Consider the following 21,011-nt stretch of genomic DNA (forward strand, 5'->3'; position numbering starts at 1 on the left):
AGATCCTGATCCGATTTGAGGGTTTTACCCTCTTAATGGATCCGGTTTTTCATGGAAAAAGAGTCAGGATAATTTATTGGATAAAAAACAGGGAAATTAATCTACAGCAACCATAACTTCACTAGATTTCATCACAGCATATGCAGTTTTACCTTCCTTAAGCCCAAGGTTTTCTGCCGCGTGAGCGGTTATTACTGAAGTGACCGTAACACCATTTCCAATATCAATGACAATCTCTGCCATAATCGGTCCCTTTGTAACTGATTTAATTGTGCCTTTGAGACAGTTTCTTGCACTGACTTTCATTCTCTACTCTCCTCTGTTGCCATTACTGTGGCAACACCTTATTCACTGTACTATGTAATAAAAATTTTTTAATTGAACCATGAACACATTAGTTGGTGCGTTACATATGAGATAAACGGAGCGAAATTTCTATCTATTTTCTAAAAAAATTCAAATATTATTTCGGGTTCTCTCTTTTTTTAATAATTACTTTGATAACACCCATGTTAGAAATCGTCTCTAAAATGAGGATTATATTAATTATGAGTAAGAATTAAACAAAAATTATTATTTACCTGCGTGACCAACAATATCAATAACGAACGAATTTGCCAGGAACAGATGATAGATAAAATTAAACGAGCTGTTAGGTATCACATTCTTTTGTAATCAAGGACTCATAACCTATACATTATGGTATTTTCCAAAATTCCCTTAATATTTTTAACATTTGTGTAAATGCAGGAGTTTTTTTCATGACAAAATCAGAGCCAGAAATATCAATACAATGTAATTATTGTGAATGCAGGTGTCAGATCTCGGAACACATGACCGGAAAATGTTTAATGTACAGGCATGAAAACGGGCAGATAATTGAGATATATCCTGATTGTTATCTCAATATTTATCCTGTTACTACTGAATCCATCCCCCTCCTTCATTTTTATCCGAATAGCAGGTTCCTTCTTATCAGTACAATCGGTTGTAACTTCGCTTGTGAAGGGTGTATATCTGAATTTCAATCATATGGAAATAAAACGGTATCGGAGACGCTGATAAGGCATACCCCGGAGGAGATACTGGATATCGCACGGAAAGGAAACTGCCGGGGAATTGCCTTTTGTCTGAATGAACCGACTGTTTCCCTGCCTACATTTCTCCGGGTTGCAAAAGCAGCCAAAGAGGCCGGATTTCTTGTCGGATGTTCAAGTAACGGATATATGACACAAGATACGGTAAATATTCTCATTCCATATCTTGATTATATTAACATCGGACTGAAGGGATATTCAGATGAAAGATACCTGGAATGTGGTGCTACTTCAGCCTCACCGGTATTTCGCAATGTCCGGCTGTTTTACGATGCCGGAATAGCGGTGGAACTCTCTATCATGTACCTGAACGGACGGGAAATGGAAGTAATCCAGGCGGCAGAACATATAAAAAGTATCTGTCCGGACATACCATTTCAGGTCATGCGTTTTATGGCACCTGACCGGGAAAAACTCGGATTTTTGGAGCCTTCACGAGAAGATGGAGAAGGTCTTTGTGGCCGGTTACGGGAGTATCTTCACCATGTGTATCTATTTAACACCGTTGCTACAACCATGCTTGATTCACTCTGTCCTATCTGCGGTAATGTCATAATTCATCGTGTTTTCTTTGGTCCAATGGCAGCCAGGGTTTTATCCTGTGAACAGGACGGAGTGTGTTCCTGTGGGTATGTGTTCCCATATACGGGAGATATCACCCCGGTTCAAAAGGACGAAATAGAAGTTCTCGGTGGATATCGTTCAATTATGGGTGTCAGGTTTATTGCAGAGATACTTGGAATACTGGGAATTACTGAAAAAATATTGATCGATTCGTATTGCAATACGGTAATTGCGAACGGATATCTTCACTCCCATCAGGAACAAAAAAGTACTCCGGACACATACTGCGAGATGGTTACCTATCTTGCCCACTTGTCCGGTCGGATAACTCAGGGTTCTTATTTTGTGAATTATATCCAATCGGTCATTTCAGATATCACCCATAAGGTTTCACATGCTCAAAAACCTCGTGTCATCACCGTCCTGAGTCATCCGTTATTCCCCCTCTATGCTGATAGATTTGATAACAGCCTGGTAGAAATTGCCGGGGGGATAAGTCTGAACCGGGAGATTAACTATAATGAGACGGAACATGCAGAATATACGGCATCTGAATTCAGTGCCCTTAATCCGGAGATTATCTTTATATCCAGCCATTTCTCAACCCCAGTCACGGATTTTATCAGTACATGCAGGAAGACTGGTATTACTGCTGAAGCGATATCGAAAACACAGGTATATGCCCTGAATAAAAAGTATATGCCCACCAGTCCGCCCTGGATCATCGGCCTTATGGAGATTGCAAATATTCTGCATCCGGAACTATTTCAGTATTCTCTTCCGGACGAGGAAGAACGGTTAAATAATCTATTTGAGAGTTTCCTTTCAGCATCAGACTCATGTGCCGATAATTGCATTCTTATTCCAGATCAATCAGCGGATACAGCGTTTTAATTTCATTAAAACCAGGTAATTCTAAAAATGAGTAAAGACATATCAGAGATTTCCGGCCGGAGTTCGCCTTTATTTATCATTACCGGAGAACAGGGAGAAGGAAAAACTACCTATCTTAAACAGATCCTTGATAAACTCTCAAATGAGGATATCCGGATGAGTGGCATTGCAGCTCCCGGATATTTCCAGGATGGTCTTCGTTCAGGATTTGATCTGATTGATATTGCTACCGGAAAGTCAACAGAACTCTGTTCCATAGTAAAAACTCCTGATTCTGAATTATATGGCAGATATTATTTCATGAACTCTGGTATTTCTTTTGGATGTAATGCAATTCTCAATCCATTAAAAATAGGAAAAACAGATCTTGTAGTAATTGATGAAGTAGGAAGGTTTGAACTCAATGGAGTGATGTGGGCCGGATGTATCGACCTCCTGTATGAAATGAATCATCCTCCGATGATCTGGACAGTAAGGAGGTGTTTTGTTGATGCTGTGTTAAAGAGATGGCCGTATCCAAAAAGTGTTATTGTGGAGATTAATTCTGTTCCCCAGTCAGATGTAATCCCGGAAATTTTACATGAGATAAGGCAATTCAGATCAATTTCGCCCTTAAAATGTAAATAGACTGATTACTTAAGGATATTTTTCATGCTACCTTTCAAAAAGGATCTATCCATGACGGGTTTTTTGAATAATCGGATGAGGATAAAGAATTTCCAGTTCTCATCATCGTAAGAATGAAAATCCGATTCATTGGCATAATATACTTTGAAAAGAACCATTACATATCTGAATAAACGAGATACAGAATAAAACTTATGAACGTTGAAAGAGTTACAATTCAGTTCCTTCCGGGAGTGGTTTTGCAGAGAGAAGTGGACTATTTCAATGGAATAAACCATTTCCTCGTTCTTGATCTGGATGGAACCATCAGTGATCCCTTAACCGGCATTACTCATTCATTAAATTACGCATTACATATGTTTGGATATCCGGAAATGGATGAGAATACTGTTGCTCAATATATCGGGCCACCTCTAGACATTATAATGAGAAAAATCACGAATTCTGATTCCAGTGAACTTATTTCACATATTATTCGTCATTATCGGGATTATTACAACCGGATAGGGTATGCAGAAAATACGCTCTATCCTGGGATATATGAGGGCCTCCAATATCTCATGGCAAAAAATATTCCTATGGGGATCTGTACCTCAAAGAGAGTTGATTTCGCAGAGAAAATTCTAAAACTATTTCAATTAGATCCCTTTTTTTCATTTATCAGCGGAGGGGATATTGGGATACAAAAAACCAATCAGCTCCGGCTCCTCGTTGAAAATAAGATTATTGATAAAACTGCCATAATGATTGGTGACCGTGCAGTTGACATTCAGGCAGCTCATGAAAATGGTCTCAAATCAATAGGTGTTCTCTGGGGTTATGGAAATAAAGAAGAACTAGGTGAAGTATCCCCTTATCGGATACTGAATCATCCAGAGGAACTCAAAAAAATTATATGAGATTGTAGTTGTTTTTAGCAAAAAACCGTGTTCAGATTCTTTAAACCGGAATTTATCATCCAATGGTGGATGAAATAAAAAAACGATCCGGTTTTACCGGATCATAGAAACCTGAACTCTCTCTCCTTTCTTACACCCATCACTCCCCCGGGGAATATGAAGAATCGCATCAGCTTGGATCCCCACCTTCGGACCAAATCTTCTTTCTACCGGATTAATGATAATTTTTCCATCGTTATTTTTAACCTGGACAAGATAGAAGACATCCCATCCCTGAAATGGTAAAACATCATTGGTTATCTCACCCATTACCACTTTTTTTGGAGGAATTGGAACTCCCCAGGATTTTAGAAGAGGGAGCACAAGTTGATAAAATGTCACCAGACATGATACTGATGGCCCGGGCATTCCAAAGACCGGTTTTCCATCAACAAGCCCACATGAAACAGGTTTTCCTGGCCCCATCGCCACTCCGTGAAAGAGAAGATCCCCACTCTTTTCAATGGCATCAACGGTATAGTCCTTTGATCCTGCAGATGATCCCCCAAACAGAATAACCATATCACAATCCTTACAGGCAGTACTGATTTTCGAGGACATCTTTTCCGGATCATCAGGAGTAATGGGATATATCTCTGATAATACACCGTATCTATTCAGATATCCTGATATCATCATCGAATTCGTATCAACAATCTGTCCGGGCACCGGTTCCTTTGCTGACGGAATTATCTCATCTCCAGTTGGAATTATACCTACTTTCCAACTCTTTGCTGAAATATCTCTGATTCCATAACTGGTAAGTGCTGCAGCATCATATGGGGTAAAATAATGACCTGATTCAACAATGGTCTGCCCGGTAATAACATCCGTTCCTGCAAGTATCATATTCTGATTGGAAGAAACAGATCCTTTGATAATAAATCTCTCATCATCAACCTTTTCGACTTCCTCAACCGGAATCACTGCATCATATCCTGCCGGCATAGGAAGTCCGGTATTGACACGAATCCCCTGAACTTCAATTGGATTTTCAGGAGAGGCTGCTTTTGTATCTTCACTTCTAACTGCAATACCGTCCGGACCTGCAAGATGGACCGGAGGCATGGTTCGTGGTGAAATAACTGACTCTGCAAGAATTTGTCCGACAGCCTCATGGATAGGAACATTTCGGCTTTTTGGTAGGTACTGAAATGATGACAAAATGATTTTTTGTGCTTCCTTCATCGATATCAATTGTTCATGTGGCAAAATTCGTGGCATGGGTTTCTCCAGGTTATTTATATTTGATCAATATTTGTTAAAAAATAGCTGGTTTTGCTTATTCATCATGGATCTCACAAGATACAATCGATAAAAAAAATTTAGCAAAATTATCTGCATATCCTGAAAAAGTGAATAAATTACCGTTTTTTGAATGAAGATTACAAGTGAATAGTGTATAAATATTAACTTTTGAAGAAAATTTAAATAATTACCTTTATAATCAACTAGTGTAAAACCAGATACGTCCAGTACGAATGATTTCATCTTAAGTGTACTGAAATTCGGAAGGAAAATTATGAACAATCAGTTATTTAGATGCCTGATAAGCATTTTTCTCATTGTAAACGCATCTGGTTTTTGCGCAGTATTCGCTGAAGAAACCAGAACGATTACTGACATGACCGGAAGAACGGTTATTATCCCGGTGGTAATAGATTCTGTTCTTGGTACAGCGCCTCCTACTACTGAAGCGGTCTACATGATAGATCCCGATGTTCTGATTGGACTCAATTTTGCATTTAACACCTCAAAATATGTCTCATCAAAGTATACAAACCTCCCGAATGTTGGTGGTCAACAGATGGGAAATACTCTTAATTATGAAACATTTCTCTCGATGAACCCTGATATTGTCCTCTATGGAGCCACAGTAGGGACTGATGTATCAGACCAGATTGAAAGTATCCAGACAAAACTCGCTCCTATTCCGGTGGTTGGTGTTGAAGATTCAACGAATGCAGAAGATTATGGACGTGAGATTGAATTCCTGGGAGAACTTCTCAACGCAGAGGAAGAGGCTGATGATCTGAATATATTTTATGACAACGTGTACCAAACGGTGAACTCTAAGGTTGCTACTATTCCTGATGAGCAGAAAGTCCGTGTATACTATGCCGAAGGTCCGGATGGCCTGAAGACAGAACCTGAAGAATCAGCTCATGCCCAACTCATAAAAATTTGTGGCGGTAATAATGTAGCGGATGTTCCGGAGAAGAGTGGTGGCGGGATGACACCAGTCTCAATGGAACAAGTTCTTGCATGGAATCCAGACCTTATACTCGCCGGTGACAGCAAATTTTACAATTCAGTCCTCTCTGACCCTAATTGGAAGGATATCAATGCAGTGAAGAATAAAAAAGTCTACCTGATTCCAAACCAGCCATTTGGGTGGATTGACCGGCCACCGGGAGTTAACCGTATCATTGGTATCCCATGGCTGGCCAAAGTTTTCTATCCGGACTTATTTACTGATATTGATCTGCCGGCACTAATTAAGGAGTTTTATTCCAATTTCTTACACTATGATTTGACTGATGATGAGGTCAATACAATCATTACCAGTTCTGGTCTTAAGTAAAATCAGAAATAATCCTTCAATTCTCCGGACAATCATTATTCTTTTTTTCAAAACACTCAAAGGCTCTTCATCGGATGTAATGATTAATAATAATGGTTAACTAATTAAAGTAATAATCATTTCAATTAATTTATACCTCAATAATGGTAACCATTAGAAACAATGAGCCAGGATGAGAATATTCAATGCTGGATTAATTGCTGGAATTCCACCGCAGAAACAATTAATTTCTTTTCAGATGATATGCAGGCAGAACGATGGAATAAAAGGGCTGAAACATTTGGAAAAGATCTGGACGGAAAAAGAAAAAACAAGAAAGATGCTGATTTTTTTAAACTACTGGGTGACGCAGGTTTCAATCCGGAAGGTGCAACTGTTCTGGACATCGGATGTGGTCCTGGAACACTAACCTTACCTCTTGCAAGAGCCGGGGCAAAAGTAACATCACTTGATATCTCTACCAAAATGCTTGAGAGATTAAAAGAAACAGCGGAAAACGAAAATCTCTCTGTAAATCCTATCGAATGTTCATGGTGGACCGCCGATATCGATTCTTTAGGATTTCGAAACGCATTTGATCTGGTCATTGCATCATTTACACCGGGAATAAGGGATGTTGAAACATTTGACCGGATGATTGCCTGTTCAAAAAAATATTGTTATTACAGTAACTTTATCCGGAGAGATCCTGTAAAAATTCCGAGCGATATATATATCCATATTTTGAAAACAACTCCTGAAAATGAATTCTTTGCTGCAGGTTTTTTTTACCCGTTCATGTATCTTTATACCCTGGGCTATCACCCGATTGTAAAACTTGATCATAAAGCAGAAGATAGCAGTCAGAATTGTGACGAAGCAGCTGACAATACGATTGGATATTTAGAGATGAAACATGAACTCTCCGATGAAAGCAGAGAGAAAATCAAAGAATATTACAAAAGTATCTCTGAAAATAATGTATACTACATTCATTCTGATACATACAAGGGAATGATGATCTGGTCTATTGAAAAATACAAAAATCAGGTTTAAATCTTTTTAAGTAAATCAATAATATGTGCCTAATTCTTTAGAAAAACTAATTTAGAAAAATTCAGCAGGATTTTCCCTGTTTTTAAAAAAGATTTACGTTTAAGATGATTAATCAATTGCAATTCCAGAAAAACTGATATACTCTTCTGATACGACATGAACCGGTGATTCGTCCGGAATATTTGATAATGATTTCAGGTCGTTGGCTTTTCCGCTCCAAACAACCTTTCCTTTTTCGAGCATCATGACCTTATCACCGATAATTTTTGCATCTTTAAGTGAATGAGTAACCAGAATCGACGGTTGCTTACTATTTACCAGGTGTTCCCGAAGTTCAAGCCGTATCTTATCCCTGGCTGACTGGTCTAAAGCCGTAAGAGGTTCATCAAGTAATAGCATATGAGGCTTAACAATCAAAGCACGTGCAAGAGCAACCCGTTGACGTTGTCCTCCGGAAAGATTAGTAACCCGTTCGTTTTTTACATGTTCAATCCCCAGATTCTCCAGGAATCGATCCACTTCTCCATTAAACTGGTTTTTAGGAATTTTCCGCATCTTAAGCCCGAACGAAATGTTTTCAAATACGGTCATGTGAGGAAAGAGGGCGTAATTTTGAAAAACATATCCTATATTGCGCTCTTCTGGTGGGAAAAAGATCCCCTTCTCACTTGAAAATAATTCACTATTATTTAGAATGATTTTTCCTTCATCCGGTCCAAGGAGCCCGGAAAGAAGATTTAAAACCGTTGATTTTCCGGATCCATTTTCTCCGAGAAGGACCAATACTTCTCCAGGATTGACGGTTAATTCAACATCCAGCAGAAAATCCCGTAATTTTTTTACCAGACGTGCGTAAAGCATCAGGACGACCTCCCGGAAATCATTCTGATGAGTATCAGAATTATACACGACATCACAATAAGAACTAGTGAAAGGGCAATGGAAGCAGTAAGATCACTTTGCATCATCCCGTAAATTGCAAGTGGCATGGTCTGTGTTTTCCCGGGTAAATTCCCGGCAACCATGATGGTCGCTCCGAATTCTCCTATTCCCCGGGCAAAGCCCAAAATTATCCCTGAAACTAGTCCCGTCCATGCTAGAGGAATGGTAACTTTAACAAACGTTACAAATGGGCCGGCACCCAGAGTCCGGGCTGCAGATTCGTATACCTGGTCTACCATTGCAAATGCAGTCTTTGCCTGTCTGATGTAGAGCGGGCCTGCAACAAAGACTTGGGCCAGTATGACTGCAAATGTGGTAAAAATGATGGTAATCCCGATATCATCCAGAAATCCCCCAATCAGTCCGCGTCTGCCAAAGAGAACCAGCAATGCCAGACCAGCAACGGACGGTGGAAGAACAATTGGCAGGTCAAGCAGTGTTTCAACAAAATTTCGTCCACGATATTCATGTCTTGCATTCAGATATGCAATTGGAGTTCCAAGGAGTACAATAATCACGGTTGCCATTCCTGCCGTTATAAGAGAGAGCACTATGGCACTGTTGACATCCGGATCCAGGATAGCGGTAACAAAGTCTTCGGGTGAAATCCTGAAAAGGAGAGAGAGTAGCGGCAAAGTAAAGAAAAGAATGGTGATGATGATGATAAGGCTAAATATCGCAATTGCAAATTTAGTTTTTATCTTTTTTGAACTCATTTATACTGCCTGTATGAAATTATCGCCTAAAAAAACAAAGTTAAGACTTTTCTGGAGTGCCATTCATGAATGCATATATCGGTTTAATTTATTATCATACTGTGATACTATCTGGTTTGGTTTGACGAAAATGAAAGGAAGTTAAATTTAATACTGATAATCCATTTTGCACATCATCATTGAGATATTTTTTGAGAACCACAATTTATATTTCTTCTGGAATGGCCTTTTAATCCACGGCTACCAGTACTTCATTTGCTTTAACTATGGCATAAACCAATTTTCCCACTTTAAGGTCCATATTATCAATGGACTGTGTAGTGATTATCGAAGTGATAAGATTTCCACCACCAATATCAATGACAACTTCACCATTAACAGGGCCCTTAATAATAGATTTGATAGTTCCCTTGAGAGTATTTCTTGCACTAATTTTCATGATAATTTCTCCATCTCTTGTACTGTGGCGATCCGTAAGAGAATAGTAAACGAATTAATGTGTTTCCAACAACCGGAATGATTCATTTTTTGTAAGATCATACTATATATATGAAAACAACCAGATAAGCGTAAAATATTTCCCCGGAGATCAATTATTGAGTGATGTAGTTAGCTTTTTATCTTTGTTAAACAAGTATATCTAATTTTGTGAAAAACCATGCCCGGATCCTTTAATACAGATATTCTTATCTCCATGAAAGAGGCTCAAAAGATCATATTATCTTCATTTCACCATACCCCACAAACCAGAATCATCCCGGTAAAAGATGCCAAAGGATACATCCTTGCCGAACCGGTGTTCTCCCAGCGTACAATACCACCCCTGCCTCTGGCAGGAATTGACGGTATTGCAATCAGGAGCAAAGAGACGAAAGGTGCCTCAGAAAAATGCCCACTTCAGATTGATGGCATAAAAGTTAATGTAGGGCTTCCAATGCCGGAAGGATATGATGCAGTTGTCCCGGATAAAGAAATTCAGGTTAAAGGGCCGGATCATTGGGTTATCTCATCCGTTGTATTTCCCCATTATAATGTCATAAAAAAAGGTTCGGATGCAATGAAAGGTCAGATGGTTATCCAAAAAGACCAATATATCATCCCCTATGACATTGCCACGCTTTCGCATTTTGGTGTCCGGAATGTAAAGGTAAAAAAATGGAAGATCGGACTTATCGCTACCGGAGACGAGATAGTTCCCCTGAAAAAAGATCCCCTTCCCGGACAGATTACCGATACTAATACCATCATGATATCCGAATACATCAGGGAGTATAAAGTTCTCACTGAACTCTATCCAATCACTCCTGATGATCCGGACCTTATTGCAAAACAGATAACATCCGCATGTGAAAATTGTGATATGGTTCTAGTCTTTGGAGGTTCATCCGGCGGTTCGAAGGATTATACCGTAAAAGCCATTGAAAAAAGCGGGTCAGTACTCTTTCACGGGGTGGCTATGTTCCCGGGTACATCTGTTTCATGTGGATCTGTCAAGGATACACCTGTATTTGGAATGCCCGGACAGGCTATTGCAAGTCTCATTACCTTTTTTAATCTGGTATTTCCGATGCTAAAATCATGGGGTGTTCCAATCCCTGCAAAAAAACATGTTATCGGGGAGATAACCGAAGACATTAACCCATGTAACCAGTTTGATATCTTCCATTTGGTTTCTACAAGATATTCAGATGGAAAGATCAGCATTTTTCCACTGGAATGGGCATTTGGACATATGACCGGTATGGCGGCAGATGGAATCCTTCATCTTCCCCGATGGAGTAACGGGTTTAGAAAAGGTGAAAGAGTCCAGGTTATACTTATCAGGTAATCTGGATTTCAGCGTTTCAATGAGGGATTTGCCTCTTTATGCTCCAGGTGCTTATTGAGAAGATAGAGAAGAATAATGAGAGGCGGGAGCAGGAGATCTATCCATAATATGGGGCCTGCATTATTAACAGCCATGTTTCCTGCAGAGATAATCTGCCAGATATGGCCGACACCTGCTCCGAATATGAATATACTATAGGCGATAATGGTTGCTATTCTGAATGATCCCGTGACCCTGAAAGAGATTAGACCCAGCACTCCGATTGCAAGGTTGGCCAAGGCAACCTCCTGCTGAAACGGATTTCCAGTCGGCCATCCGATACTATTCGCTACCTGGTCAGCAAAAAATGTGTGTCCGATAAATGCCCATATACCTCCAAATCCGATAATTACCAGGAATATCCAACTGAGGAGAATCTCAATCCGTTGTGAGGCAGAGATTTTCCTTTTTCTCTTGTTCATCTCCACTCCTGCACCAATGAGCGCAATGAGAATAAAAATCAGGGGGAGAAGATCCACGAATGCCATATATAAAAAACGACAGGAAATATATAATAGGTGAGGAACAGGAAGAAATATTTTTTTTAACAGAATAAACCAGAGGAAGGAAGATGAAGTCTTTTATGCAAGTTAAACTGTTTGCATGTGCTGATCTTATCCGGATGGATCTTGCCATTGGTGCAGGTTTTTTTCTTGTTGCCGGAGAAATTCTTGTAACCGGCGGTCTTCCTCCCATACAACAGGTGATACTCGGATTTCTTACCCTTTTTTTTATTTCAGGTTCAGCAAATATTTCAAATGATTATTTTGACCGGGAAGTGGACAAAATTAATCTGCCGAGCCGCCCTCTCCCGTCCGGCTGGATAACTATCCGAGAACTATGGGCCTTCTTTTCACTTTTTACCATTCTCGGGTTTGTTACCGCAAGCCTACTCGGTCCGGAGGTGCTGATACTGGTTTTTCTCCTCTGGGGAATTGCATTTTTCTACAATATGAAATTTAAGGAATGTGGGTTTTTTGGCAACTTTATCGTTGCCTTCTGCCTTGGAATGATCTTTATTCTCGCGGGAATACTTGCCGGAACAATAAACGGAGTAATTCTGACCTTTGCCGGGCTGGCATTCTTCTTTGATCTGGGAGAAGAGGTTGCAAGTGATGTAATGGATGTAAAAGGTGATGAAATCCGGTCATCAAAGAGCATTGCAAAACGATGGGGGAAGGATAAGGCAATGGTAGTCTCCGGATTGATGTTCGTGGTTTTCTTTCTGCTAACTCTCATTCCATTCCTTATGGGCTGGCTGTGGTATGATTACCTGATTCTTGCTCTTATCATGGATCTATGGATGATTATTTGTGTGATAAAACTGATGAGAAATGAAACAACAGATAAAGGACGTGTTCAGATCAGAAGACTCTATCTCACCTGGGGTTTGTTTGTTTTCGTATTTGCCTTTAGCAGAATTCTATAAGAATGTAATAAGTGGCACCTTAATCATTCCAATAATGCGATATCTTCATGATGTTGGGGGATGATTGACAACACATGAAAAAAAATTCACATATCAGGATGACACTTCTGATCCTCCTTACTTTTATTCTGGCAGCACAGATTTCTTTTGCTGACACCATTCCGCCGGACCATCCGGTTAAACTTATCTTCATCCATCATTCAGTGGGTGAAAATTGGCTCTCTGATGATAACGGAGGACTTGGAAGGGCCCTTGGGGATAACAATTACTTTGTCAGTGATACCTATTACGGCTGGGGTCCGGATGCAATCGGTGATCGGACTGACATAATCAACTGGCCGGAATGGTTTACCGGACCTGACCGGGACAGGTACATGGAAGCAGTTTATTCAGAATTTGATGATGATGCTGCAGGCTATGATTATTATAACCGCCCTATGGCTGATCCCGGTGGAGAAAACCAGATTATTGTCTTTAAATCCTGTTATCCCAATTCAAACCTTGCCGGAAATCCGGACGATCCGGTCGCTGATGGTCCGGATATGACGGTTGGGGGAGCAAAATATGTCTATAACGAACTGCTTGATTACTTTGAAGAGCATCCGGAAAAACTGTTTATTGCAATCACTCCTCCTCCAGAAATCTCCCCTGAATATGGAGATTCAGCACAAGCCTTCAGTACATGGATGGTGGAAGACTGGCTTTCTTCTTATCCGGGAACAAATGTCGGAGTATTTGACCTCCATGCCGTTCTGAGCAGCCCGGATAATCATCACACCGCTGAAGGTGATACCCTTGTCTACACCCCCGGACATGGAAATACTCTTGCCTACCCGACTGATGATCCTCATCCATCCCAGGCAGGAAATATCAAGGCAACCCGAGAATTTGTTCCTCTGCTCAATTATTACTACAATCGGTGGATAAACGGGGACAATGCTCCCCGGATTACAACAGAAACTCCGGAACTGACTACAACCACAGAGGCCCCGGACTCTTCTGCTTCAGAGGAATTGAACGTTGAACCGGTGAGTTCCTCTTCGATAATGGAAAAATCGGCAATTGGGGAGATTGGAGGTGACTGGGCAACCTATGATGACGGAGAGTCCTCTATCTCCCTTTCTGCTGATACATCATCATCTTTCTGTGTGGAAACAACAGTAATTCCGGGAGGATGGGCAACGGTAGAGACCTTGTCTGATGAGCCATCTGACTGGTCCGGGTTTTCAGGTATATCGTATACCCTTTCTGCAGACCGCGAAGGAATACCCTATTCACTGGTTCTCTATGCTGCAGAAGGTCCGGAAGAAAAGACCGGGTATTCAGTCGCTAAAATAACCGGTCCTGATAGTGCCGGTTCCGGGGAATTTGTTAGTATCCCCTGGCAGGAATTTTCACCCCTGGAAGGGGATGGTAGTTTTAATCCGAGAGTTGCAAAAGGGCTTTTCTTTTCATTTGAAAGTGGAGATGGAGAACCGATGAGGATTTGTATCAGTGACCTGGCACTGACCGAATAAAAATTCCTCCCTTCCGGGATGAAGAACAGGGGAGAAGGGGGAGCAGGATAGTTCTCTATTTTTCATTCCCGGATATTTCATCCAAAGAATACCTGACAAAGGTACAAGACCCGGATTTCAATCTCTCACCGGGGGCAAGGGAGAGTATATATCGTTCTGCATGGTCTTCACATACAGCCGATGCACAGCATCCAAGGAACTGTATACCGATAGCAGGTTTGCCACAGACAAAAATTCTCGGAAAATAATTCCTGCCGAATGATATTTATTATTATTACTTATCTTCTGGCAGGAGCCGGAGAGCGGATGCAAGTATTTTTGTCTTCCCCATCATAGCAGCGATCATGATGGTATCAAGGATTTCGTCCCGTGTTGCCCCTTCCTTTTGTGCAGCCCGGATATGAACTTTCAGACAATTGTCTGCACCAGCTCCTGCAGCGGCTGCAATAGCGATAAGTTCTGCAGTTTTTGGTGAGAGGGAATCAGGCCTTCCGGTTTTATAATCGGCAAGACTGGAGAGAACAAAGGTATCGGGTCTCTCTCTCATGGCGGAAAAGATAAATGGTTTAACTCCAAGCATATTTTCAACATCAGCCATGATATCATCGCCTAATTCTTCACGATGCTGTAAAAAATCTGCAACGATTTGTTCATTCTTATCCTGCATAGTACCACATCAGGGTCAGAACCCATAAATCTGCCTTTTTTGTGCAGGTGATATTCACCATCTTCCGGCGGGGAATCAGTCGTAAACATCTCCGGAAAAAAGAGATTGGTTTCAGGCCGGTTCACAGTATCAGCCCAGGTCTCAATGGTGGTCAGAATACTATCCGCTTCATCGCTGGAGACCGTTATCTTCTCACGTTTAAACCCGACATTGTAGAGTTCTCCGGTATCGGTGTGATATTTGAGTATTACACTACACCCGTCCTCTGAACTGTCATGTGACCCGGTCCCACCCATGGCAGATGCCAGTGCGGTATTTGAAACGATTGTTGAGATAATGGTATCAAATGCACCTGAAATTACCTGCCCGGAATTGATACATCTTGAGAGGGTAATAAATTAATGAACACACGATATAATATGAGTGATTGATTTGATCAATATTATCCAAAGATCTGAAAAGGTTACTTCAAATGAGGAGTCATATTTTCAGGGTTTAAAAATTTTGTAGAATAATCTGTTAGACAGGGGATCCATGTTTCAAAAATTCAATGTTGTTATTGAACCCGGAGAAGACGGATGGTTTGTTGTGACCGTACCAGGCCTTCCTGGTTGTATAACACAAGGAAAAACAATAGACGAAGCGACAAAAAATGCCAAAGAGGCAATTGAGGCTTATCTCGAATCAAATCCGAACCATCAAATCACTCTCCGGGCAAGTCAGGTTTGTGTTAGAGAAGTTCAGGTTAATGTCTGATAGTAATGAGTAAATTTCCCCTCCTTCCTGCCCGGAAAGTTATAAATGCAATGATCCGTTTGGGGTACTGCATAGATCATCAGAAAGGCAGCCATGTTGTGCTTAAAAAAAATGATGGACAACGAACTATAGTAATACCGGATCATAGTGAACTGGACCGAGGGACTTTAAAAGCAATTTTGAAACAATCTGGTATAGATATCGAAGAGTTACTATCAGTTCTTCTATCACAATAAGAGATTTTTATATTTAAACCGTTCACTCGTGTAAACCTGAAAAAAGACTGGTAAATACGAAATAATTATACTATATAAGAAAGGTTAGATAACGATCCATACATCTGCACCATAGTTCTTATCACCTCCTGCTTTAGAACAGGATTCAAAAAATCATCTAATGCTTTTCGAATTTCATTGTTATTATCAATACTTCAATTTTCCTGGAATCACTCCCCGGACTTTGCTTTTCGGACCTACCGTGCCCCGGAATACCTGGGGATGATAGGGATATGCAGTTGCATTATTTTCTGGCCTATCGGAACACCATCGTTTATCCCAATATTTTTCCTGTCCGGAAATACTGAAAGAGAAGATTAAAAGAGAACATTCTCTCTAAAGAAGAAAAAATAATACGACCGGAATTACGTCCACTTACGACCGCGAACGTATCCGGGTTTTGTTTTACGACCGCGAACGTAAAGTGAATCTATTGTGAAGGCAAACGAAAGGCCGTTTTCCAAAAAATAAATTTAGATCGTGAATCACCGCTATAAAAAAGCGATAAATCGGCACCACATCGCCGAAGATGAAATATTTTCCTCACCCAGTAACTGCCGAACAGAGTAACTCAGCCTGTTGCATCACTGTCTGAATGGCATTCTCCTGTTTGTCCGGAGGATACCCGTTCGCCCGTAGTATTCTTTTTATCGCAACTCTCATCTTTGCCCGGACTGATTTACGTGATGACCAGTCAATCGTAACATTTTCCTTGATCGTCTTTACCAGATCCTGGGCGATTTTCTTGAGAATTTCATCACCCAGAATCACCACCGCACTATCATTCACGCCAAGAGCGTCATAAAAGGCCAGTTCTGCCTCGGTTAGTCCCAGATCCTCTCCTCTCTGCTGAGCCTCCCGGATCTCCCTCGCGATTTCAGATAATTCTTTCAGGATCTCCTGGGTTGTTACTTTCCGGTTGTTGTATTTATTTATCGTCTGCTCAAGCATCTCAGAAAACTTGCGGGCTTCGGTGGTGTTTTTCCGGGTTCGTGCCCGGATCTGGTCATTCAGCAGCCGGGTCATGGCAGCGACTGCCACATTCTGGTTCTTGTATTTCAGGAGGTCATTGAGGAACTCTTCGGAGAGGACTGAGATATCTCCGACATCCTTCCCCATCTCCTTGAAGATATCGACGATGCCAAGGGGAACAATTGATTTTGAAACGATCTGTTTTACCGCAAGATTGAGTTCATACTCTGATCTTCCTGCTCCTTCTGATGTTTTTATGAGTTGTGCCCGAACGGCCTGGAAATACGCGACATCTTCCCGGATCTCAATGGCTTTTTCATGGGGGAGAGCAAGGGCAAATGCCTGGGAGAGTTCAAGCACATGCTGCATAAAGTCTGATTTCCGCTCGGGATAATAAAGGACATAGTTGAATCCTGCCTGAAGGATGGAGAGTCGGGTTGCTGCCGGAGCTCCCCGCCAGCCTGACCAGTCAAACCCATGGAAGAGATGACAACAAACCTCGTACTTCTCCATCATCTTATCAACGATCCTCTCCTGGTCAAACACGGGATCTCCCTTGCCTTTACTCTCCGTGTAGGTGACCAGGGCTTTTTTCAGTTCTTCGGCAAGACCGATGTAGTCTACAATGAGTCCGCCGGGTTTATCCTTCCATACCCGGTTTACCCTGGCGATTGCCTGCATAAGGGTGTGACCCTTCATGGGCTTGTCGATATACATGGTATGCAGACAAGGAACATCAAATCCGGTCAGCCACATATCACGGACAATTGCGATTTTGAATGGATCTTCCGGATCCTTGAATCGTTTTGCAAGGAGTTCCCGGCCTGATTTTGGCCTGATATGTTTCTGGAAATCTTTTTCATCGCCTGCTGAACCGGTCATGACCACCTTCAGGAACCCGTCATTGTCTGAATCAGAATCCCAGTCCGGACGCCTCTCAACCAGTGCCTTATAGAGTTCCACACAGATCCGCCTGCTCATGCAGACGATCATCGCTTTCCCTTCGATGGCATCTGAGCGCTGTTCAAAATGGCTGATGAGGTCATCAGCAACCTCATTGATTCGCTTCTCATCTCCGACGATGGCTTCGAGTGCCGCCCATTTTGTCCGGAGTTTCTCTTTTCTGATGACCTCTTCGTTCTCGGTGACTTCTTCAAACTCCTGGTCAATGAGCGGTTTTATCTGCTCATTCATCCTGATATCGACTATACGGCTTTCGTAATAGATAGGAACGGTTGCCTTGTCTTTGATGGCCTGCTGAATATCATAGACACTGATGTATTCACCAAAGACGTTCCTTGTCACTTTATCCTGAAGGTCGATGGGTGTCCCGGTAAACCCGATAAATGAGGCGTTCGGGAGTGCATCACGGATATACTTGGCAAATCCGTAACTAATCTCTCCTTTTTTGCTCACCTTCCCATGCATCCCGTACTGGCTCCGGTGTGCCTCATCAGCGATCACAATGATGTTCTTCCGGTCAGAGAGGAGGGGATAGGTCTCCTTGTTCTCATCTTCGGGGAAGAACTTCTGAATGGTGGTGAAGACGACACCACCTGAGGCGACACTGAGTAATGTCTTCAGATGGTCCCGGCCCTCTGCCTGGATGGGTGTCTGCCGGAGGAGTTTTCTGCATCGGGAGAAGGTTCCGAAGAGTTGATCGTCAAGATCATTCCGGTCGGTGATGACCAGGATCGTCGGGTTCTGGAGTGATGGTGTCTGGATGATCTTTCCGGAGTAAAAGACCATGGTGAGACTTTTTCCTGACCCCTGGGTATGCCAGACAACCCCACACCGGCGGTCTCCGGCGTCGCTGATTGCTGTTTCTGTAGATCTGACTGCGAGGTTTACGGCATGGTACTGGTGGTATCCGGCCAGTTTCTTGATGGTGTTTCCCCGTTCATCCTCTTCAAAAACGATGAAGAACCGGATAAGGTCAAGAAGCCGCTTCTTGTCACAGACTCCCCGGATCAGAACTTCGATCTCCGGGATATGGTTTGGGGCTTCCTGTGCTCCGTCAATTGTTCTCCACCGGGAGAACCGCTCGAGTGATGCGGAGAGGGTTCCAATCCTAGTCTGTATTCCGTCGGAGATGACCGCCATGGTATTGTATGAAAAGAATGAGGGGATCTCCTGCATGTAGGTCTGAAGCTGGTTATGGGCAATGGTCAGGGTAGCCCGTTCATCGGTGGGGTTTTTGAGTTCAAAGATGATGACCGGAATACCGTTGATGAAGAGGACGATATCAGGCCTTCGGTGGTTTTTTCCTTCCTGAATGGTGAACTGGTTGACGACAAGGAATTCGTTGTTTTCAGGGTGTTCAAAGTCGATTAGCCTGACCTGATCTCCACCAACGGATCCATCCTTCCGCCGGTATTCTACCGTGATTCCCCCGGAGAACATCTCATGAACGGTCTTATTATTCTGGATAAGGGTGGTATGACCGGGATTGGTGAGGATCTTCAGTGCTGCTTCATGGGCGTCTCGGGGGAGAGTCTTGTTGAGCCGGAAGATGGCATCTTCAAGTCTGGATACCAGGAGATATTCTTCAAACGAGGTCCGGATTTGATTTCGTTCTCCGGGTGCGACCTCATACCCATAGAGGACCTCGTACTCAAGGTCACGAAAGATGTCAAGTGCCGTTTCTTCTACGTCAGATTCACATAATCCCGTTGTTGTCATGATCTTTACCGTTTGTCGGCAGTGATTTCAGAGAGATATTCGTGTAATACTTCTTTTCCAGCAGGGGTTATCCGGTACTTCTGATTTTTGCTTGTTGGTCTGTCCGGAATGGTGAGCTCAAGAAGACCATCTTCTACTAATGGCTGGAGAATGTGTTTTCGGAATTTAGTCCTGTCAGTCCGTCCAAATAATGAGAGTATTTCTCCCAAATTGCTCTCTATCTGGCATATTTTCAGGAGATCCATCTTCTCTCTTCTTAGTGCTATCTTAGTGCTATCCTGGTGCCATCTTAGTGCCTTCTTAGTGCCATCCTGGTGCCGGTCAGGGGGCTGGATCGGGGTGAAGGTCACGGTGAAAAACCCGTCTGCATCAAAGACCGGGTCCGGGCACCCGGATTCCCGTGCTCCTTCCCGCATCCGTTCGATTCCGGTCCCGGCTTTTTCGATAAACCCGATCCGGTGATAGAGGTCAGCAATAATTGGATTTCTCCTGACACTCTTATGTCCGAGATCGGTCTGCTGCATCCCTGGAGGAAGGCCACCCGGACTAATTATCTCAATCCGGTCAGAGAAGATCTGTACAAAGACGTTCGCTCCTTCGATAAACCAGTCCCGGTGCATGACGGCATTCGTGATTGCCTCCCGAAGTGAAGCCATCGGATACTCGGGGATCTCTTCTCTCTTCAGACCCTCAATCCGGTACGAAAGCCGGGTATTCCGCTCGATGAAGCGGAGACTATCCTCGATATCGGCAACTGCTCCGCCTGCGAAATCCTTCCGGTCAAGAATTCGGACATTGGTCGTTCCCTGAAAGAGGATGCAGGTGATGTATGCCTGGTTGAAGAATCTCCGAGGCTCTTTTGCAAAGAAGAGGATACCGGCATTCCTAAAGAGGAGTTTTCCGCCGGACCGTTCTGTTGCTTCGATATTAACGAGAATATCTTCCCGGTTTCCGTTCGATGATATCCCGCTCTTTGAGAGCCAGTTTGTGAATTTGCCAGCGTCAAAGTCTTGTGGATATTTGAATTTCGAGGAAATGGAGAGGTCAAACCTGATGGCTCCTTCTTTCTGGAAGAAGGTCCGGATCTCTTCACGGGTGAGTTTCTGGGTTACGGCTCCCTGTCGCCAGAAGAATCCGTCGCTACACTGGACCGGTTTTTCAGAGCTCTCCCGAACGGTGATGATGGTGACGGTGTCGATATGGGTGATAAGGATCTTCACTGGCGGGTCACAGTTCCGGGCTATGTCCTGTATTCGTGCTCTGATATCGTTCGTGTCTTTGATGCCCCGGACTGATCCATCGTCCCGGACTCCAAGGAGGATTTTGCCTCCGGCGGTGTTTGCGAAGGCTACGAGTTCCCGTGCTAAGGCAGAGGAGAGAGATTCCTTGTATTCGAGCATGGAGCCTTCGCCTTCCTGGAGCAGGATCGAGAGATCAGATTGGTTCATA

General features: G+C 42.6%; 20 protein-coding genes. 10 read left to right on the forward strand and 10 right to left on the reverse strand.

What is annotated here, in order from left to right; translation table 11 throughout:
• Window positions 1–96: 96 nt before the first annotated feature.
• Window positions 97–306, reverse strand: a complete 210-nt coding sequence (locus DLD82_RS17440) for a TOBE domain-containing protein (RefSeq protein WP_109942413.1) — start codon at window positions 304–306, stop codon at window positions 97–99.
• A gap of 455 nt (window positions 307–761) precedes the next feature.
• On the opposite strand from DLD82_RS17440, the gene DLD82_RS17445 reads away from it, so the two are divergent.
• From DLD82_RS17445 to DLD82_RS17455, 3 genes are all read left to right on the forward strand, one after another.
• Window positions 762–2,555 (forward strand): radical SAM protein, encoded by a 1,794-nt coding sequence (locus DLD82_RS17445; RefSeq protein ID WP_109942414.1) that lies wholly within the window; start codon window positions 762–764, stop codon window positions 2,553–2,555.
• 27 nt (window positions 2,556–2,582) lie between these two features.
• Entirely contained in the window at window positions 2,583–3,182 is a 600-nt protein-coding gene (locus DLD82_RS17450; protein ID WP_109942415.1) for a nucleoside-triphosphatase, read from the forward strand.
• A 194-nt stretch (window positions 3,183–3,376) separates the two neighbouring features.
• The gene (locus tag DLD82_RS17455; RefSeq protein ID WP_109942416.1) at window positions 3,377–4,081 is read left to right on the forward strand and encodes an HAD family hydrolase; all 705 of its coding nucleotides are present in this window, start codon (window positions 3,377–3,379) and stop codon (window positions 4,079–4,081) included.
• Window positions 4,082–4,174: 93 nt separating this feature from the next.
• Here the strand turns inward: DLD82_RS17455 and DLD82_RS17460 are convergent, their stop codons facing one another.
• Window positions 4,175–5,344 (reverse strand): molybdopterin molybdotransferase MoeA, encoded by a 1,170-nt coding sequence (locus DLD82_RS17460; RefSeq protein WP_109942417.1) that lies wholly within the window; start codon window positions 5,342–5,344, stop codon window positions 4,175–4,177.
• Window positions 5,345–5,642: 298 nt separating this feature from the next.
• Between DLD82_RS17460 and DLD82_RS17470 the strand changes: the two genes are divergently transcribed.
• Both DLD82_RS17470 and DLD82_RS17475 read left to right on the forward strand, forming a co-directional pair.
• On the forward strand, window positions 5,643–6,704 hold the full coding sequence (locus DLD82_RS17470; protein WP_109942419.1) for an ABC transporter substrate-binding protein: 1,062 nt from the start codon (window positions 5,643–5,645) through the stop codon (window positions 6,702–6,704).
• Window positions 6,705–6,866: 162 nt separating this feature from the next.
• Window positions 6,867–7,739 (forward strand): class I SAM-dependent methyltransferase, encoded by an 873-nt coding sequence (locus tag DLD82_RS17475; RefSeq protein WP_109942420.1) that lies wholly within the window; start codon window positions 6,867–6,869, stop codon window positions 7,737–7,739.
• A gap of 108 nt (window positions 7,740–7,847) precedes the next feature.
• On the opposite strand, the gene DLD82_RS17480 is transcribed toward DLD82_RS17475, so the two are convergent.
• From DLD82_RS17480 to DLD82_RS17490, 3 genes are all read right to left on the reverse strand, one after another.
• Window positions 7,848–8,600 (reverse strand): sulfate/molybdate ABC transporter ATP-binding protein, encoded by a 753-nt coding sequence (locus DLD82_RS17480; RefSeq protein ID WP_109942421.1) that lies wholly within the window; start codon window positions 8,598–8,600, stop codon window positions 7,848–7,850.
• Window positions 8,600–9,397: an ABC transporter permease gene (locus DLD82_RS17485; RefSeq protein WP_109942422.1), complete on the reverse strand. Its 798-nt coding sequence runs from the start codon at window positions 9,395–9,397 to the stop codon at window positions 8,600–8,602. The genes DLD82_RS17480 and DLD82_RS17485 overlap by 1 nt, the downstream gene beginning before the upstream one ends.
• A gap of 229 nt (window positions 9,398–9,626) precedes the next feature.
• Window positions 9,627–9,836 (reverse strand): TOBE domain-containing protein, encoded by a 210-nt coding sequence (locus DLD82_RS17490; RefSeq protein WP_109942423.1) that lies wholly within the window; start codon window positions 9,834–9,836, stop codon window positions 9,627–9,629.
• 219 nt (window positions 9,837–10,055) lie between these two features.
• Here DLD82_RS17490 and DLD82_RS17495 point away from each other — a divergent pair, with 219 nt between their 5' ends.
• Window positions 10,056–11,225, forward strand: a complete 1,170-nt coding sequence (locus DLD82_RS17495; RefSeq protein WP_109942424.1) for a molybdopterin molybdotransferase MoeA — start codon at window positions 10,056–10,058, stop codon at window positions 11,223–11,225.
• An 8-nt stretch (window positions 11,226–11,233) separates the two neighbouring features.
• Here the strand turns inward: DLD82_RS17495 and DLD82_RS17500 are convergent, their stop codons facing one another.
• Window positions 11,234–11,752 carry a DUF6790 family protein gene (locus DLD82_RS17500; protein ID WP_109942425.1) on the reverse strand — a complete coding sequence of 173 codons (519 nt, stop codon included), beginning with the start codon at window positions 11,750–11,752 and terminating at the stop codon, window positions 11,234–11,236.
• A 95-nt stretch (window positions 11,753–11,847) separates the two neighbouring features.
• Here DLD82_RS17500 and DLD82_RS17505 point away from each other — a divergent pair, with 95 nt between their 5' ends.
• Window positions 11,848–12,693, forward strand: a complete 846-nt coding sequence (locus tag DLD82_RS17505; RefSeq protein WP_245920498.1) for a UbiA family prenyltransferase — start codon at window positions 11,848–11,850, stop codon at window positions 12,691–12,693.
• A 74-nt stretch (window positions 12,694–12,767) separates the two neighbouring features.
• Complete coding sequence (locus tag DLD82_RS17510) at window positions 12,768–14,210, forward strand: CIA30 family protein (protein ID WP_109942427.1); 1,443 nt, start codon at window positions 12,768–12,770, stop codon at window positions 14,208–14,210.
• 274 nt (window positions 14,211–14,484) lie between these two features.
• Here DLD82_RS17510 and DLD82_RS17520 read toward each other — a convergent pair whose 3' ends face one another.
• Window positions 14,485–14,877, reverse strand: a complete 393-nt coding sequence (locus DLD82_RS17520) for a carboxymuconolactone decarboxylase family protein (RefSeq protein ID WP_109942428.1) — start codon at window positions 14,875–14,877, stop codon at window positions 14,485–14,487.
• The gene (locus DLD82_RS18770; protein WP_181391519.1) at window positions 14,820–15,173 is read right to left on the reverse strand and encodes a hypothetical protein; all 354 of its coding nucleotides are present in this window, start codon (window positions 15,171–15,173) and stop codon (window positions 14,820–14,822) included. The genes DLD82_RS17520 and DLD82_RS18770 overlap by 58 nt, the downstream gene beginning before the upstream one ends.
• A 238-nt stretch (window positions 15,174–15,411) precedes the next feature.
• Between DLD82_RS18770 and DLD82_RS17530 the strand changes: the two genes are divergently transcribed.
• Both DLD82_RS17530 and DLD82_RS17535 read left to right on the forward strand, forming a co-directional pair.
• Window positions 15,412–15,633 carry a type II toxin-antitoxin system HicB family antitoxin gene (locus DLD82_RS17530; protein WP_109942429.1) on the forward strand — a complete coding sequence of 74 codons (222 nt, stop codon included), beginning with the start codon at window positions 15,412–15,414 and terminating at the stop codon, window positions 15,631–15,633.
• 5 nt (window positions 15,634–15,638) lie between these two features.
• Entirely contained in the window at window positions 15,639–15,869 is a 231-nt protein-coding gene (locus DLD82_RS17535; protein ID WP_109942430.1) for a type II toxin-antitoxin system HicA family toxin, read from the forward strand.
• A 582-nt stretch (window positions 15,870–16,451) separates the two neighbouring features.
• Here the strand turns inward: DLD82_RS17535 and DLD82_RS17545 are convergent.
• Both DLD82_RS17545 and DLD82_RS17550 read right to left on the reverse strand, forming a co-directional pair.
• Window positions 16,452–19,562: a type I restriction endonuclease subunit R gene (locus DLD82_RS17545; RefSeq protein WP_109942432.1), complete on the reverse strand. Its 3,111-nt coding sequence runs from the start codon at window positions 19,560–19,562 to the stop codon at window positions 16,452–16,454.
• 5 nt (window positions 19,563–19,567) lie between these two features.
• Window positions 19,568–21,010, reverse strand: coding sequence for an ATP-binding protein (locus tag DLD82_RS17550; protein WP_109942433.1), 1,443 nt, complete (start codon window positions 21,008–21,010; stop codon window positions 19,568–19,570).
• Window position 21,011 lies beyond the last annotated feature (1 nt).

It is taken from the genome of Methanospirillum stamsii (genome assembly GCF_003173335.1).
Taxonomy (GTDB): Archaea; Halobacteriota; Methanomicrobia; order Methanomicrobiales; family Methanospirillaceae; genus Methanospirillum; species Methanospirillum stamsii.